The 15,708-nt window shown below is 47.0% G+C and carries 14 protein-coding genes; 6 read left to right on the top strand and 8 right to left on the bottom strand.

Annotated elements, in window-relative coordinates:
• Positions 1 to 158: 158 nt before the first annotated feature.
• Complete coding sequence (locus tag NLX74_RS01235; RefSeq protein ID WP_061831444.1) at positions 159 to 1,127, bottom strand: LacI family DNA-binding transcriptional regulator; 969 nt, start codon at positions 1,125 to 1,127, stop codon at positions 159 to 161.
• A gap of 342 nt (positions 1,128 to 1,469) precedes the next feature.
• Between NLX74_RS01235 and NLX74_RS01230 the strand changes: the two genes are divergently transcribed.
• From NLX74_RS01230 to NLX74_RS01215, 4 genes are all read left to right on the top strand, one after another.
• Entirely contained in the window at positions 1,470 to 2,195 is a 726-nt protein-coding gene (locus tag NLX74_RS01230) for an AzlC family ABC transporter permease (protein ID WP_235307904.1), read from the top strand.
• Complete coding sequence (locus NLX74_RS01225; RefSeq protein ID WP_254327727.1) at positions 2,192 to 2,515, top strand: AzlD domain-containing protein; 324 nt, start codon at positions 2,192 to 2,194, stop codon at positions 2,513 to 2,515. Before NLX74_RS01230 ends, NLX74_RS01225 begins: the two co-directional genes overlap by 4 nt.
• A 360-nt stretch (positions 2,516 to 2,875) precedes the next feature.
• Complete coding sequence (yhbH, locus tag NLX74_RS01220; protein ID WP_025723949.1) at positions 2,876 to 4,042, top strand: sporulation protein YhbH; 1,167 nt, start codon at positions 2,876 to 2,878, stop codon at positions 4,040 to 4,042.
• A complete protein-coding gene (locus tag NLX74_RS01215) occupies positions 4,039 to 5,481 on the top strand; it encodes a SpoVR family protein (protein WP_254327726.1) in 1,443 nt (480 codons plus the stop codon). Before yhbH ends, NLX74_RS01215 begins: the two co-directional genes overlap by 4 nt.
• A 135-nt stretch (positions 5,482 to 5,616) precedes the next feature.
• Here NLX74_RS01215 and NLX74_RS01210 read toward each other — a convergent pair whose 3' ends face one another.
• The 7 genes from NLX74_RS01210 to NLX74_RS01180 form a co-directional block, all read right to left on the bottom strand.
• Positions 5,617 to 6,798 carry a TolB-like translocation protein gene (locus tag NLX74_RS01210; protein ID WP_254327725.1) on the bottom strand — a complete coding sequence of 394 codons (1,182 nt, stop codon included), beginning with the start codon at positions 6,796 to 6,798 and terminating at the stop codon, positions 5,617 to 5,619.
• 126 nt (positions 6,799 to 6,924) lie between these two features.
• Positions 6,925 to 8,508 carry a sensor histidine kinase gene (locus NLX74_RS01205; protein ID WP_254327724.1) on the bottom strand — a complete coding sequence of 528 codons (1,584 nt, stop codon included), beginning with the start codon at positions 8,506 to 8,508 and terminating at the stop codon, positions 6,925 to 6,927.
• Positions 8,505 to 9,191, bottom strand: a complete 687-nt coding sequence (locus tag NLX74_RS01200; RefSeq protein WP_254327723.1) for a response regulator transcription factor — start codon at positions 9,189 to 9,191, stop codon at positions 8,505 to 8,507. The genes NLX74_RS01205 and NLX74_RS01200 overlap by 4 nt, the downstream gene beginning before the upstream one ends.
• 33 nt (positions 9,192 to 9,224) lie before the next feature.
• Positions 9,225 to 10,748: a PucR family transcriptional regulator gene (locus NLX74_RS01195; protein WP_254327722.1), complete on the bottom strand. Its 1,524-nt coding sequence runs from the start codon at positions 10,746 to 10,748 to the stop codon at positions 9,225 to 9,227.
• A gap of 226 nt (positions 10,749 to 10,974) precedes the next feature.
• Positions 10,975 to 11,628: an aspartate/glutamate racemase family protein gene (locus NLX74_RS01190; RefSeq protein WP_254327721.1), complete on the bottom strand. Its 654-nt coding sequence runs from the start codon at positions 11,626 to 11,628 to the stop codon at positions 10,975 to 10,977.
• 16 nt (positions 11,629 to 11,644) lie between these two features.
• Positions 11,645 to 12,595 carry an aminopeptidase gene (locus NLX74_RS01185; RefSeq protein ID WP_254327720.1) on the bottom strand — a complete coding sequence of 317 codons (951 nt, stop codon included), beginning with the start codon at positions 12,593 to 12,595 and terminating at the stop codon, positions 11,645 to 11,647.
• Positions 12,596 to 12,621: 26 nt separating this feature from the next.
• On the bottom strand, positions 12,622 to 13,317 hold the full coding sequence (locus NLX74_RS01180) for an AroM family protein (RefSeq protein WP_254327719.1): 696 nt from the start codon (positions 13,315 to 13,317) through the stop codon (positions 12,622 to 12,624).
• Positions 13,318 to 13,643: 326 nt separating this feature from the next.
• On the opposite strand from NLX74_RS01180, the gene NLX74_RS01175 reads away from it, so the two are divergent.
• A complete protein-coding gene (locus tag NLX74_RS01175) occupies positions 13,644 to 14,345 on the top strand; it encodes a response regulator transcription factor (RefSeq protein ID WP_076294949.1) in 702 nt (233 codons plus the stop codon).
• Positions 14,342 to 15,703, top strand: coding sequence for a sensor histidine kinase (locus tag NLX74_RS01170; protein WP_069291541.1), 1,362 nt, complete (start codon positions 14,342 to 14,344; stop codon positions 15,701 to 15,703). The genes NLX74_RS01175 and NLX74_RS01170 overlap by 4 nt, the downstream gene beginning before the upstream one ends.
• Positions 15,704 to 15,708 lie beyond the last annotated feature (5 nt).

Genomic DNA, 15,708 nt, shown 5'->3' with positions numbered 1-15,708 from the left:
TGATCCGACTCGCTAGTTCTTGAATTCACCATTACACCTCCTTTCTTGAACTAGGATGTTTTCACTTTTGAAACGCTTCCAATTTGCTGTGAGAAAAACATCAGTTAGTAGATCCATACTATGAATCGACCGAATGAGCTAATATTTTTACAATAAAATCATGTAGTTTCGCCTTGCTTGAAGACAACGGGGAGACGATACACTTGCTGATCTAAAGTTTCACCTTCGATTTTCTTATAAAGCAGTCTGATTGTCATACGTGCCATCTCCTCCACTGGCTGCCTGATTGTAGACAATATCGGATGAAAATAAGGATGGTCCTGAATCCCGTCGTAGCCGATAACCTTTACATCCTCTGGAACGCGAATGCCCTCCCTGCGTGCTCTTTCTATATAGTTGGCGGCTAACATATCGGTAATAGCAAAAATGCCGTCCACATCGCGATGCTCATTTAGGAACTCGTTAAAATAGGCATCGTCGTCCACTATAGGGTCGGGCTTCTCGTAGATTACATAATCGACTCCCAATGTTTGCGCCTCATGAATGAAACCTTTTCTCCGATTCATGGTTTCACTGAAAATGGAAGTGACGCTTCCCATAAAAGCCGGTTTCTGGGCCCCCACTTTAACAAGCTCCCTCAAAGCCAGACGCCCTCCCTCATAATTATCGGAGGTCACACAAGTAATTTTTTTGTTGAAGTGCCTATCAATACTTACAATCGGAATGTCATTGCTTACGCTATTTTCTATATCATTGTAAGTAATGCCGACAATACCAGCCACTTTGTTTTGCCGTAGCATATCCAGATAATACAGTTCTTTTTCGGGCTTGCCGCCGCTATTACACAACATGAGCTTAAAGCCTTCCTGATCCAACTCATCCTCAATGTAATAAGCCAGTTCAGAAAAAAAAGGATGCCAGATACTTGGAAGCAGCAAGGCTACCATCTTGGATTTCCTCATCTTGAAATTTCGAGCGACTTCATTAGGAAAATAATTCAGTTCTTGTATAGCTTCCTCCACTTTTCTGCGTGTATCTGGTTTTACAGAGCCCGAGTTGTTAATAACTCGGGATACAGTTCCTACAGCTACGCCAGCTAAGCTAGCTACATCTTTAATACTTGGCATCGGCATCTCCCTCCCCCTATCTCTCTTTATGAAAATTATAATAACACTAAGATGGAAACGTTTCAATTTTGTTGATGCTCTTTTTTCGCTGAAGCTCTTTATCTTCCTTACCGGGCTGAAGCACCAGCGCGGATTCCATTAGGTATACGTCCTTGTCCTCTACATCTGTTCATATTCATCTCTATCCTTAGGGTCAAGTTCTAAAAAGCAATAAAATAAACATTCTCCCTGTGTGTTCGCTATAGACATTATTCAACATAACGCACAAACGTATAATATATTGATACTTCACAACTTACGTTATATACTATTATAAATTTATACACTGGGGGTAAGGTTAAAATGTCCATAGCTTCGGAGTTGAGCGAAACGAAGCCCGATTCACTCAGCTTTTTACATGGGGTTAAAGATTGTATTCCTACATTGCTTGGTTATGTATGTATTGGGTTCGCGGCAGGCATTGTGGGTGCCTCATCAGGGGTTAGCACCATGGAAATTGCCTTCATGTCGGCGCTTGTATACGCCGGAGCCTCTCAGTTTATTATGTGCTCGATGCTGGCTGCATCCAGTCCTCCATCCGTCATTATTTTAACGACATTCATTGTGAATGCTCGTCATCTGCTGTTAAGTGCGTCGCTGGCTCCTTACTTTTCTAAATACTCATTGTGGAAAAACATAGGCATCGGCGCACTTTTGACGGACGAATCCTTTGGAGTAGCGTCGGATAAATTGGCTAAAGGCGGGCAGGTCAGTGACCGCTGGATGAACGGGCTTAATATTACAGCTTATCTCGCTTGGATTGCATCCTGTGTGGCGGGAGGGGTTCTCGGGAACTGGATTTCCCGGCCGGAGGCTTTTGGTCTGGACTTTGCCTTGCCTGCGATGTTCCTTGCCCTGCTTATTTCCCAGCTCCAAAGTGTCCAGACCTCCAAACTCAAGCATCGCCTGCTGCTTGTGCTATGTATGGCTGTTCTGATGTACCTTTTGTCCTGGTGGGTGCCATCACATATCGCCGTCATTGTAGCAACCATGATCACCGCAACGATTGGAGTGTTAACCGACAAATGAGCATTAATCCCAATGTCCTGTATATCATTATCGGTGCCATGATTGTCACGGCGATCCCAAGGATCATTCCCTTTATCGTGCTGCAAAGACTGGCGCTTCCCAAACCAGTTCTACAATGGCTTTCCTATATTCCCATCTGCATATTCACGGCCCTCGTGATGGAGAATTTGCTCGTCCGAACCGAATCCTCAGTCACTCTTAATGGGCAAGTACTTATGGCTGTCTTTCCCACGCTAGTGACCGCCTTGTGGAGCAAAAACCTGCTGGCTACCGTCGTTGTCGGTATTGTGAGTATGGCTGTAGTTCGACTATTGTGGTGAAGATAAAAATTACCCTCCTACAATAGGAGGGCATCTGCCATTTCTTATGATCCACCTGTCGTCCTTACTAACGAGGGCGACAGATCTTCTTCCTCAAAGTCACATTCTCGAAGAATGTGGCAATCCGTAAATTGACGCATCTGACGCATACCTCTACTACCAGTAAGCATATCTTCAAGCACAATCAATCAATATTAACCCAAGGTTCTCCATTCTTTTTTTACATCTTTTACTTTCATTATAAAAGCAAACGGGCAGAATTTAAATCGAGTTCCATCACATATCGTTCATCCCCGTGAATATACTTAATAACCAACAAGGCCAAACTGTGCCGTGTATCCACTTGGGGGGTGCCTAATAATGCCGGAACCACGCCAGCCATATTCATTCGTCGTATCCCGCGAAGATTGGTCGCTGCATCGCAAAGGGTACCAGGACCAGCAACGTCATCAGCAGAAGGTCAAAGATGTCATTAAGCAAAATCTACCCGATCTGATAACGGAAGAAAATATTATTATGTCGGACGGTCAACAGATTATCAAAGTGCCGATTCGCAGTCTGGATGAATATCGCTTCATTTATAACTATCAAAAGCAAAAGCATGTAGGCCAAGGGGATGGAGATAGTCAGGTGGGGGATGTCATCGGACGTGATCCTGCCTCCCAGAAGCCTGGTAAAGGTGAGAAAGCCGGCGACCAGCCGGGACACGATATTATGGAAACGGAAGTCAGCATAGAAGAACTGGAAGATATGCTGTTCGAGGAAATGGAATTACCGAATTTACAGCAAAAAGACAAGGATCAAATTGAGGTTGAATCTATCGTGTTCAATGATATACGTAAAAAAGGCATGCAAGCGAACATTGACAAGAAACGAACTATTCTCGAAAATCTGCGCCGCAACGCCCGTGAGGGGAAACCGGGCATTCATCATATTAGTCCGGACGATCTTCGCTACAAAACATGGGAAGAGAAGACCATTCCCCAATCCAACGCGGTGATTATAGCCATGATGGACACATCAGGCTCGATGGGCTCTTTTGAAAAATATTGCGCTCGCAGCTTCTTTTTCTGGATGACCCGCTTTTTGCGCCGTCAGTATGAAAAGGTGGAAATTGTCTTTCTCGCGCATCATACCGAGGCTAAAGAGGTTACGGAGGAAGAATTTTTTACCCGCGGAGAAAGTGGCGGCACGATCTGCTCTTCGGCTTATCTGAAAGCACTAGAGATTATCGACAAACGATATCCTCCTTCCAGCTACAATATATATCCCTTCCATTTCTCGGATGGCGATAACCTGACCTCAGACAATGAGCGGTGTGTGAAGCTAATCGAGGAACTTATAAAGCGAAGCAATATGTTCGGCTATGGAGAAGTGAATCAATATAATCGCAGCAGCACGCTGATGTCAGCCTACAAGAATATTAAAAAGGATCAGTTTATGTACTATGTCATCAAGGAAAAAGGTGAGGTATACCAAGCCTTACGTACCTTTTTTCGCAAACGGGAAGGGGGAACGGTGGGATGAGCACCGACCAGAAGGAGCTAGAATATGCGATATCAGAAATTATGGAGATTGCAGATGGATTCGGGCTCGACTACTACCCGATGCGGTATGAGATTTGTCCGGCGGATATTGTATACACGTTCGGAGCCTATGGTATGCCCACACGCTTCAGCCACTGGAGTTTTGGAAAAACGTTTCACAAGATGAAAATGCAGTACGATTTTGGATTGAGCAAAATCTATGAGCTGGTCATTAACTCCAATCCCTGCTATGCCTTCCTGCTGGAAGGAAATTCTTTGGTGCAGAATAAACTAATTGTCGCCCATGTGCTGGCACACTGTGATTTTTTCAAACACAACGCCCGCTTTTCAGCTTCTAATCGCAATATGGTGGAGAGTATGTCGGCCACAGCAGATCGAATCAACAGCTATGAAATGGAATACGGTTCAAAGGCTGTGGAATCCTTCATTGACTCTGTACTGGCGATACAAGAGCATGTGGATCCACAGATCATCAAACCAAGGCATCTGGATAAGCAGCGCTACATGGAGCTCAAAATTCGGGAACAGAAAGAACCCGGAAAACGCCACCGTCCCCCTGGGCCTTACGATGATCTGTGGTCACTGGACACAGTGAAGCAGCATGATCCCGCCGAGACCGAGGGCATCAAGGTACGCAAGTTCCCACCGGAACCTGAAAAAGATATCGTCTGGTTTATTCAGGAATTCTCGGAGGTGCTGGAGGACTGGCAGCGGGATATTATGACGATGCTACGGGACGAAATGCTGTATTTCTGGCCCCAAATGGAGACCAAAATCATGAATGAAGGCTGGGCCTCCTATTGGCATCAGCGGATTGTAAGGGAACTGGATTTGACCGGGGAGGAAACCGTTGAATTTGCGATGCTGAACGCTTCAGTCGTACAGCCTTCCAAGCAAAGCCTGAACCCATACTATTTGGGACTGAAAATATTTGAGGATATTGAAAAACGATGGGATAACCCAACCCGTGAGGAGCAAGAGCGACAAGGACGCAAACCAGGCGAGGGTCGAGCTAAAATGTTCGAGGTGCGAGAATTCGACTCGGACACCTCTTTTATACGCAATTACATGACCAAGAAACTGACAGAGGATTTGGATCTGTACGTGTTTGAGAAACGGGGACCCGATTGGAAAATTACCGATAAATCTTGGAAAAACATACGGGATCAGCTCGTGTTTTCACGTGTGAATGGAGGCTCCCCTTATATCGTCGTCGAGGATGGAGATTACCTGCATACGGGCGAGTTGAAGCTCAAGCACCAGTACGAAGGCATTGAGCTGGATTTAAAATATATGGAGCGCACACTTCCGTATGTATATCAGCTGTGGGGGCGCACCGTTCATTTGGAAACCATGATTGAGGGTAAGCTCGCCTTATTCTCATATGACGGTAAGAAACATCATCGCAAGTTTGTATAGATATATAAAATCAATAGCCATCCTAATTTAAAAAGGTGCATTCCGAAAAAACGGATATGCGCCTTTTTACTACTTAATAACAGCTCTAAGCAATCACCATTTCTTACGGACTGGATGGACATATTCTTCCAGAAACTACTTCCTCTTAAATTCGACAATGTAGCTTTGATTGAGCTGTTTTCCACCTTCCGAAATGTTCTGGTACATGGATAAAAACCGGGCGGATGGGCTCCATACCGTTGGGCTGTCATAGGATTGGATATCGGTCGTAACCGGAGTGGTTTTACCCGTGGACTGGTCAAACACATACAGCCCTCTCATGCCTTGCTGATCCTCATCATAAATGGAAAAAGCAAGCTTGGACCCGTCGCTGGACCAGCTTCCACGACTCATTAAAGTACCTTGACCGACGATTCCTTTCTCTTTGCCCTGTTCATCCAAAATGATCATACGGGCTGGTTCGGATGTATTCCATTTTCGCTTTTCAATGGCAATAGACTTACCGTCAGGCGACACGGCAAAGGACATGGCACCCTCTGCAATGGTCACAGCCTGAGGATGATTGAGAGTGAACCGATTCAGCACCGGATACCCTTGTTTATCACTGCCTGTATAAAATATGGCGTTACCCACTTTTTCGACATGAGACATCAATTCAGAGCGATTCGGATCTTGAAAACTCAATTCTTCAGCCTTGCCATCCAGACCAATCAGCTGGATTTTACCATCCGGTGTGCCTGTAATGAGATCATTCTCATCGCTCCAGCTCACTTCGTTAGTCATATCCAGCTTGCCAATCGATGTAACCTTACCACTGCTTAGTTCCAAAATGTAGCCCTGGATATCATATTTGCTACTGGTGCTACCTTCAGTAAAAAAGACATGGCGCTGATCCGGTGATACCACAGCAAGTAACTGTGGAGCCTTACGACCTGGTGTTAAAATCCGCTCCTTGTCTGTCTCTACATTATGAATCCACAGCTGGGTATTACGCTCGACAATCAGCTCTTCGTCGCTCAGCCAAGACCTCGCGTAGACATCACCCAGCCTGTCGATAGACGATACCACCAGCTCGTCCGTTACTTGCTGCTGGGCTGCATCCGTGTCAATCACAGTAAGCTGTTGGCCCGGTTTCATACCGAATGCTGGATTTGTCTCTTCTGCGCTCTTCATGCCGCAACCACTGAGCAATCCCCCGGCTATTAAGCCGGTCATGAGCACCCGCGTGGCTTTCTGTCTGAAAACTCTTGTACGGGAATCTTCGCGATGAGAGAAGCCGTTCTTATGCCTATAGCTGTCTATGTTTTTCTTTATCATGTACAACGGCCTCCTTGTTAACGATACCCCCAGTTTAATGCCAGAACATCTCATGAATACATCGAATTGTTTCCAAGTTGTAAACAAGACATCATTCTATCTAGCCCTGTGCTAACAATCGGCCGTTTACAGGGAGCCATCGTGAACCAACAGGGGGAGTCTAAGCGAAAATTCATTCCCACTTACATTCGTATGGCCGTTGCCATTTTCCAACCCGCCATGATCTGAAGCTGTAAGCTGCAACTCTCCCCCCATGCGCTCCGCCAGTCTGCGCGCCAGAGGAAGACCGAGTCCCGTACCGCTGTCCTGACGAGATCGATCACGACTCAAGGTAGCGAACGGCTCAAAAATCATGTTCCATTGCTCCCTGGGAATCCATGGACCGGAATTACGTATATACACCATCACAGTGTCCTGTTCTACCCGATTCGATAACGTAATCCATCCACCGTCCCGATTGTACTTCACTGCATTATCCAGCAAATTCAGTATAATATGCATCAGATGCTTAGGGTCTCCCCACACCTGGGCAGGAACGGTATCTATCGAAAAATTCAGTCCACGCGCTGCCGCTTTTCCTCGAATACGGATCCCTGCATCTTCCAGTAACGAATGCAGTTCCACAGCCTCCGTATGCAATTCAAAATCATATTTATCCAGCACAGATAGCCGCAGCGAGTCCTCGACAAGCTCGTACAACCGTTTTGTTTCCTTACTGATGCTTTCTCTCGCTTCACGCACCAGTTCAGGATCATCCCCATACATATCCAGTAAATCAGCATAAGCTTGAATAGAGGTTAATGGGGTCTTTAGTTCATGGCTGATATTTCCAATAAAAGATTTTTGCTGCTGCTCTATCTCTCTCAAGCGCTGAACCGCTTCTTCCAGCCGGAGCTTTTCGTTTTCCAGCGCGGTAATGCTCATCCGGATCACATGACTCATTTGGAGCATTCCTTCATCCACTCTTTCCAGTTCATCCTGCCACCGCAGCAGTCTGGCTTTTGGATAATGCCCTGCCGATATCTGTTCGGAAGCCCGAGTCAGTCGTCCGATGTCCCTCGTCTGGCGACTAACATAGCCTAAACCCAAAATAAAGCTCAATATCAGCACCGCACCCCCCGTCCATAGAAACAAGTGGGCAATGGCCCGGTAGAACTGCTGCTGTGCTTCTGTTGAGCTGTGAAGCTGTACCACTCCCAGTAAGCCGTCTGGACCTTGAAGCGGAGCCAAATAAGTGATTGCGCTTCCTTCCGTAATATACGCAATTTTGCCTTGGATCGCATAGGAGAGCGCCTGGCTGACATCTGTTCTAAAAGCCAGCGGTAGAGAATTGCCAACCTCATGCCCCTGACTATCATATAAAATAACGCGCATATTACTGGATACCCCTAGTTCCACTGCGAGCCCAGGTGCCTGCTTCTTCATAAAGTCTTCCGGTGATTGGCGCACTCCCAACAGGTAAGACTGTTTTACACGCATTTCTACAATTTCGGCCTGACGCTTTAAGCTGCGTTCCATTTGATCTGTCTGGTTAGCGCGAATACCAGTAAGCACGAGCCAACTCAGCACACCCACAGTAAACAGCAGCAAAGCCGCCAGTACCAACGGAAATTTCCAACGCAGGCTCAAGCCTGTAGGTTTGCGTTTGCGCTTCTGTTGGTCGGTGGACCGCAAGCTTCCTTGCTGATGGAGTGAATGATGTTCGTTCACGTAATTTTCTCTGCCTTATAGCCGATACCATACACAGTCTGCAATATCGCTTGATGTGGCTCAAGCTTCTTGCGCAAGCGCTGGATATGAATATCCACCGTCCGCGTTCCGCCCACATAATCGAAGCTCCATACCTGCTCCAGCAGATCGTCTCGTGTATATACCTTCCCGGCATGAGACACCAACAGCGCCAGCACATCAAACTCCTTGGGGGTCAGATCCAGCGCTATGGCTCCAAGTTCAGCTGTTCGACTGGACGGACGTACCCGTAATGGGCCGAGGACCACTTCTGTTCCTTCCGGGGCAGGCGCTCCTTCTCGCTCCAGTCTCCGTACCAATGCTTTAATACGAGCAAGCAACTCCCTCAGGTCAAACGGTTTGCTCATAAAATCGTCCGCACCCAGCTCCAGCCCGAGTACCTTATCAACGATATCGTTTTTGGCCGTCAGCAGTAAAATACCGATGCCCTTCCGATTTTCCAAACGGCGGCACACCTCATATCCACCCAGTTTGGGCATCATCACATCCAGTATGAGCACATCCGGGTGGAACAAACGCACTTTTTCCAAGGCGTCCTCCCCATCAACGGCGGTTTCCACCAAAAAACCCTCTCGCTTTAATGCATAAGCCAGCGCATTTCGAATGCTCGCCTCATCGTCCGCTATCAGTATTTTTTTATCCATGTCCTGCCCTCCCTGCATAAAAAACCGCTCCAGCTACCTATGTTCCCGCAAATAATAATGAATCAGACATGTATGACATATAAACTGCTCACGTGGATCGTTAAGATCAAAATCTGTCATGTCGCGTATCCGTTCTAATCTGTATTTTACTGAGTTACGATGTATAAAAAGGTAATTGGCTGTATCTACCAGACTGCCCCTGTTTTCCAAATAATAAAATAACGTTTTGAGTAAGTCACTGCCATGTGAACGATCATATTGCTGAAGTCTCCCCAGCTTGCGTTCAAATACATTTGAAAATTCCTCTTTGTCCATCGCTTCTCCAAGCATATAGTGCATCTCTATATCGCTGTATTTGCATACACGTTGATCAGGATACAGCCGCTGGGCTACAGTAATGGCACGACGTGCTTCATTGTAGCTTTGCAGCAGCTCCCATAACTTTTTGGCACTTCCGATGCCTAAATAATAATCGGCGGTACCCCAGGCCTTTTCAGTCGACCAGTTTTTCAGCGTATCACTCCAGGACATTTCCTGATCAGAGCCAGGTACATTCTGCTGAAGAGTTGGCAGAAATAATATCGCCCGATTTGAACGAAACTCAATATGAGATACCACACGCCGTCGGGTCGATTCCATACTCAGTAGCCCAGAAAGAATCTCTTCTGGCGGAGCCGCAGCACTTTCCAGTACAGCCACCTCCCAGTCATCTTCCGGGTTAAATCCCAATTGACGACCTCTCCGCTCAACCTCATGCCGCAGCGGCAACGGAGGTGTCATTAGCTCATCTATAAAGTTCCCCCGTAGTCTGCTTTCCGTATCTTCTACCGCCTTTTCACGCATTAATTCTAACGCCATCACCAGCCGTGCCTGCTCAATACCAACCTGCTCCATATCATCCAGCTCATTGCGCGCAATGACCAACTTGGCGACTGTGCGTTTATCTACACTAATGGGAAAATGACGAGCATCTTGTACCTTTGTCCAATCCCATTCTTGTGGTGAAGTGACAATGGCTTGACCTCCATTGTCAATCAAAGCAACCGGAGCTTTAAAAAGCTCTGCTATATTATCGCTTACAGCCTGTATGCCACTGTTCTCCAGCACCATCGTCGTTAACGTTCGATAGATTTCTTCCGAACGTCGCAGCAGCTCTGCCTGTCGGTTCAACACCATATCCATGACACGTTGCGTAATATCCGTATAGGGAATATCGGCTGGAATCTCAATCACAGGAAGACCGCAGGCATTGCTTTCTTCCAGCGCACTATGAGGGATTTCCGTGAGAAAGCGGGTAGGCTTGATCACAAGCGCCGCCGCTCCGCCCTGATGCAGTAATTGAATAATTTGGCACAATACCTCAGGCTCATGACGGATCGAATAAGCCGTTGTCATCAACAATACACCTTCCCGGACCCAGCCTTTCAGGTCAGGGACTTCCATAATGTCAATAAACCGGACAACCCGGCTTAGCCCCTGTTCTCCGCTTAATACCTTCGCCTCCTTCAACACGGGTATTGCCATGAGCTCTTGAACTGTTACACCCGGTATTTTCATAAAGACAGACCACCCTGCTATTTATTTTGCAAAATCCTTACTTCATCTAATTTTCAGGATAGTGTACCAAAAAAGTGTACAAAACAAAACCTTTTACCGCTTGGTCAAGTCTATCCACACCAGCCCATTCCTATCTTTAGGAGCTCAATGGAACCTAAATAAACCGCCCTTTTCTGGAAAAGGCGGTTTATTTTAATATTCAACTATTTATAATGAGGTTTAAGAACTATCCTGCTTGTTCTCCACACGAAGCAACTGCTAGCGACACGGCTGCACCCAACGCCACAATCGGATCAATAGCCCGAATACCCAGTGTACGCTCCAGCTCTGGCGCAAAGTTCATCGTTACAAAACCTGTGCAGGCAAGTACGATGACCTCAGCTCCCTTCTCCTGAAGCCGCAACGCTGCTGCCATAGCCGCCTCTTTACCTTGTGGAGTGTTCAAGTCCAGTGTCGTCTGCACACCTATGGGACGCTCTGTACCGATATAGGAATTGCCCAAAATGTGGCGAATCAGCGGCGGAGCCTCCTCCAAAATGGTCAACACGCCTACACGGCTGGCCGATGTCAGAGCCAAGAGTGCCGCACAAGACCCCGCCCCGTATACAGGTACAGATACAGTTTGACGAGTTTCCTCTAGCGCCGGATCAGCCGCGCAGCTAATACCGATAGACGTACAGCCTTGTTCAACGAGTTGTTGCGCCGCAAACACAATTTTAGGCACCGCTTCCCGGTCTGTGATATCATCGTAGATTCCTTTCGGCTGATCAGGGATACATACACTGGTGACAGGCAGCCCGTAGCGCTGCTCAATGACCCGGCCGTGAAGGTCGATAGCTGCTTTGTCCTGCATGGTAAGCACTCTGATCATTCCAAGCATGATAACTTCCTCCCTTTTATCTCTCTAGCAACTGACCAGCCTTCATCATCAGACGATCATCCAGATATACATCCGGTTTTTGTACGACTCCGTCAATATGTACACCCGCAGCGACAGTTCCCCCAAAGGTATTATTGCTGCCAAAAGCGACATGAATCGTGCCATACACTTTCTCGTCTTCTAACACAACACCTGTAATGCGGGCTTTATCATTCGTTCCAATACCAAATTCGGCCAGCATTCTACCATCGCCTTCGCCGAGCATATCCAACAGGGACTGTCCGGCTTCCCCTTCTGCGGCGATTAATCTGCCATTTATCACCGTCAGCAGCAGCGGCTCTTTTAAAGCACCGATTCCTGCTACAGAACCGTCCACCACAATCTGACCCTGTGCCGTTCCTTCCAGTGGAGCAATATACGCTTCACCGGAAGGCAGATTGCCCGATTCGCCAGGATTCAAATACATACCTGTGCTGGGAACGCCGTTGCGCCCTTCTATGGTAAAGTTCAAGCTATATCCATCCTTTTCAATCCGTACCTGCTTGGCAGCAGTCAGCAATGCGGTTACCTCTTCGGTCAGCGCCTTGACCTTCGGATAATCAGCAGCGATTGCTCCATTCATGAACATATCGTCTGTCATGCCAGGCATGGTCGCCAGGCGTGCTCCAGCAGCTGCGGCCTGCTTACGGGCACTTGTATGTGTCAGCGAATACCGGGTGACACATACAACAACGTTGGAACGAAGCATGGCTTCGGCAACAGGGACTGGAGGCTCCTCGCCCGATTTGGAGCGAACCTTCATCGTCAAAATAGCTGCTTCTGCCCCCAGTGCCTTGCCAGCCTCATATATGGACTCGCCCAATTCTTTTTTATCATCGTCGGTTACGACCAGAAGCGTCTCCCCAGCGGTAAGTCCCAAACATTTTTGCAATACATTTTTACTGATTTCAATACGTTGTTGACTCATAGTTCTTACCTCCAATTTTTAGCTCCTTACACCATTTCCGATACCAGTTTGCCAATCAAGGCATTGGACAATACAACGGGAACCCCCGAGTAATGCGCCGCTAGCTCTCTATGCGTTTCCGTATAGCCCATGCAATCCAGCACGATCAGATCGGCTTGATTCTTGAACTGTCCGGCTGCTCGGCAAAATTCTTCCTCACTGCCACTGTAAGGTGAGACCGCCGCAAACTCTGGATTCAATCCATATGGACTGAATTTAAGCTTGAGATTGTTCTTCTGTTCTTCGAGCGGTCCAATGAGGCCTAGTCTTCTTCCGCTGGACATAGCCTTTAGTACAGGAGGAAGCACATGATCTGGCTCAATTAGAAAAGCGCTTCGGGTATGCAATCCAGGAAACACACCGGTACAGAGTAGCAAAATCGTACGTATGCCTTGCTGCTCCAAACGTGTGATTTTTTCCTGGAGCAGCGGCTGGATTTTTTCGCGTGAAATGACCTCCGACTCCCCGGTCGTCAAGCGCGAGGTTAATACATAATCTCCCGGTGACGGTGATAGATGCTGTTGTATATAGTCCAATGAGAGCCCATCCAGCGCACCAGCCTGTACCAGCTCTGCCCGTCCTTCCAACGCCCTTTCTACGATAGGGGCCACATCTGACCGAGGGGCTTGCCCAATCGTAATCATCCCAAGCTTATGCATTTTGAACCCCTGCTTTCGCTTCATTTTATTTTACGCTCCTGACGACAAAGGGCAAGCCCGCGGTCTGCCCTTATTTCGGTTCTGGTGAATAGTTTTAACTTATGTTACTGCAACTTTCCTAACATAAACAATGTTCGTTCTGACCAAAACAAAGGCTTATTTGTTGTGCATAAAGGATAAAAAAACAAAATCATAGCGCTATCATTACATTTTATCCCTTTTTAATGTCAAGAAATATAACGCATTATAAATATCTCTTCCCTCACTGCCCTGCGCTTTGAAGTGTCTTACCTGTCCGTATATGCTAAAATACTTCCGTATCGGCTATTCGCCTACAGGAGGGCATGATCATGAAACAATCTATTTTGATCGTAGAAGACGAAGAAAAGATTGCCCGGCTTCTAGAGATCGAACTTCAATTTGAAGGCTATCAAGTATGTAAAGAAAAAAACGGAATTGATGGGCTGGAGACGTATTGCAAAGGCAATTGGGACCTAGTGTTGTTGGATATTATGATTCCCGGTCTCAATGGCATCGAGCTACTTCGGAGGATTCGCAAGCATGATGCGAACGTTCCTGTCATTTTGCTGACGGCTAAAAGTTCCATTGCAGATAAGGTCGAGGGACTCGATTTGGGAGCCAATGATTATGTTACCAAACCGTTTGTGATCGAAGAGCTGCTTGCACGTGTACGGGCCGCACTCAGAGTGGGTGCAACGAAAGACATGGCTCCACAAGTGGTAGATAAATGGCTTAGTGCCGGGGATTTACGTCTCCATGAAGGTACTCGTGAAGTTCTTCGGGGAGAGCACAACATTGAGCTTACACCGCGAGAGTTTGACTTGCTCGTTCATTTACTCAGACACCAGCGGCAGGTACTTAGCCGTGAACAATTACTGGAGAATGTATGGGGCATAGATTATATGGGCGATACCAATGTGGTCGATGTGTATATTCGCTACGTGCGCAATAAAATCGACCCTACGCGCCAGCTCCCTGAGCTGATCCATACTGTACGCGGAATTGGTTATGTTCTGAAGGAATCCTTATGAAGCTACAAAACAAAATCCATACGTATACCTCGTTATTATTCGGGATTTTACTTGTGGCCATTAACTTCTCAGTCTATTTCCTATTCAGCCAACTTTCGATAGACAGTCGAAAAGACCAGGTAGAGGCCGCAGCAGAAAACATGATTCGTGGGATTCAACGTGCTCCGGTATCCGTAGCCGCTGAGGATCTTCTCCGAGCCTATGTACCGCTGGATGGCATGCTTCGGCTAATGAAACCAGAAGGCGACTTTCTTCCCCCTATCACCTCTTCTTCCGAGCAATCTCTTAGCTTGATGAAGGGCGTTTTTGATGAAACACGGCAGGTTCGCATCATTACCTATGAAAGCAACCGTTACATTCTTGTATCGCTCCCCATGATTTGGACCAATGGCGAGGTTGTCAATCTCCAGGTGACCGAAAGTCTGCAACCGACGATGCAGACGCTACAGGTACTCAGAATCGTACTTGTTGCTGTCACTGGAATTGCGCTCATTCCTGTCGTGGTATCGGGAAGACTGCTCGGCAGACTGATTACACGTCCAATTGCATCTATGATTAGCACGATGAAAGAAATTCAGCGCAGCGGGAAATTCAAACGTCTTCCGCTCCATTCATCATCACGCGACGAACTGGTCGAAATGGGTGAAACATTTAATGACATGATTGAACTACTGGAGCGAAATTTCGTCAGGCAAGAACAATTTGTATCTAATGCGTCCCATGAATTGAAGACGCCACTCACCATTATTGAAAGTTATGCCAGCCTGCTCAAACGGCGGGGGTTGCAGCATCCCAAGATTTTTGCCGAATCCGTTGAAGCGATCCATTCCGAGGCGATCCGAATGAAGGACATGGCAGAGCAGCTTCTTCTGTTGGCCAGAAACGAAGAACAGTGGAATGTCGTGCTGGAGCCTGTACGCCTGACCAGAATAGCGACAGAATTAAAGGCTACATTTGAAAATGCGTTCGCCCGACAAATTCAACTGGATGTACAGGCAGACTGCATTGGCTATACCGATGAAAATAAGCTGAAGCAGCTCCTATTTATCTTTTTGGATAATGCACGCAAATACAGTGACGAGTCGATACACCTGATGATTGATACGATAGGCGATACAGCTCAACCCTGCATAAGAATCACAGATCAAGGAATTGGAATCCCAGAAGAAAAGTTATCTAAAGTATTCGACCGCTTCTATCGTGTGGATGAAGCCAGAAGCCGCGAGGAAGGTGGGACTGGACTAGGCTTATCATTGGCTACAGGAATTGCACAAGCTATACATGCTCAAATTGGGCTAGAAAGTGTAGAGGGGAGCGGAACAACGGCAACGATCATCCTCCCTACCGTTCCAAAATAATAAGC

Origin of the sequence: Paenibacillus sp. MZ03-122A (assembly GCF_024213325.1) — a bacterium.
In the GTDB taxonomy this organism is placed as follows: Bacteria; Bacillota; Bacilli; order Paenibacillales; family Paenibacillaceae; genus Paenibacillus; species Paenibacillus polymyxa_B.
Note: the sequence above shows the minus strand (reverse complement) of the source record. Positions and strands in the feature narration are given on the sequence as shown.

Coding starts and splice junctions, on each gene's coding strand:
- NLX74_RS01235 (WP_061831444.1), bottom strand. CDS start 1,127: ATGCCAAGTATTAAAGATGTAGCTAGCTTAGCTGGCGTAGCTGTAGGA.
- NLX74_RS01230 (WP_235307904.1), top strand. CDS start 1,470: ATGTCCATAGCTTCGGAGTTGAGCGAAACGAAGCCCGATTCACTCAGC.
- NLX74_RS01225 (WP_254327727.1), top strand. CDS start 2,192: ATGAGCATTAATCCCAATGTCCTGTATATCATTATCGGTGCCATGATT.
- yhbH (WP_025723949.1), top strand. CDS start 2,876: ATGCCGGAACCACGCCAGCCATATTCATTCGTCGTATCCCGCGAAGAT.
- NLX74_RS01215 (WP_254327726.1), top strand. CDS start 4,039: ATGAGCACCGACCAGAAGGAGCTAGAATATGCGATATCAGAAATTATG.
- NLX74_RS01210 (WP_254327725.1), bottom strand. CDS start 6,798: ATGATAAAGAAAAACATAGACAGCTATAGGCATAAGAACGGCTTCTCT.
- NLX74_RS01200 (WP_254327723.1), bottom strand. CDS start 9,191: ATGGATAAAAAAATACTGATAGCGGACGATGAGGCGAGCATTCGAAAT.
- NLX74_RS01195 (WP_254327722.1), bottom strand. CDS start 10,748: ATGAAAATACCGGGTGTAACAGTTCAAGAGCTCATGGCAATACCCGTG.
- NLX74_RS01190 (WP_254327721.1), bottom strand. CDS start 11,628: ATGCTTGGAATGATCAGAGTGCTTACCATGCAGGACAAAGCAGCTATC.
- NLX74_RS01185 (WP_254327720.1), bottom strand. CDS start 12,595: ATGAGTCAACAACGTATTGAAATCAGTAAAAATGTATTGCAAAAATGT.
- NLX74_RS01180 (WP_254327719.1), bottom strand. CDS start 13,317: ATGAAGCGAAAGCAGGGGTTCAAAATGCATAAGCTTGGGATGATTACG.
- NLX74_RS01175 (WP_076294949.1), top strand. CDS start 13,644: ATGAAACAATCTATTTTGATCGTAGAAGACGAAGAAAAGATTGCCCGG.
- NLX74_RS01170 (WP_069291541.1), top strand. CDS start 14,342: ATGAAGCTACAAAACAAAATCCATACGTATACCTCGTTATTATTCGGG.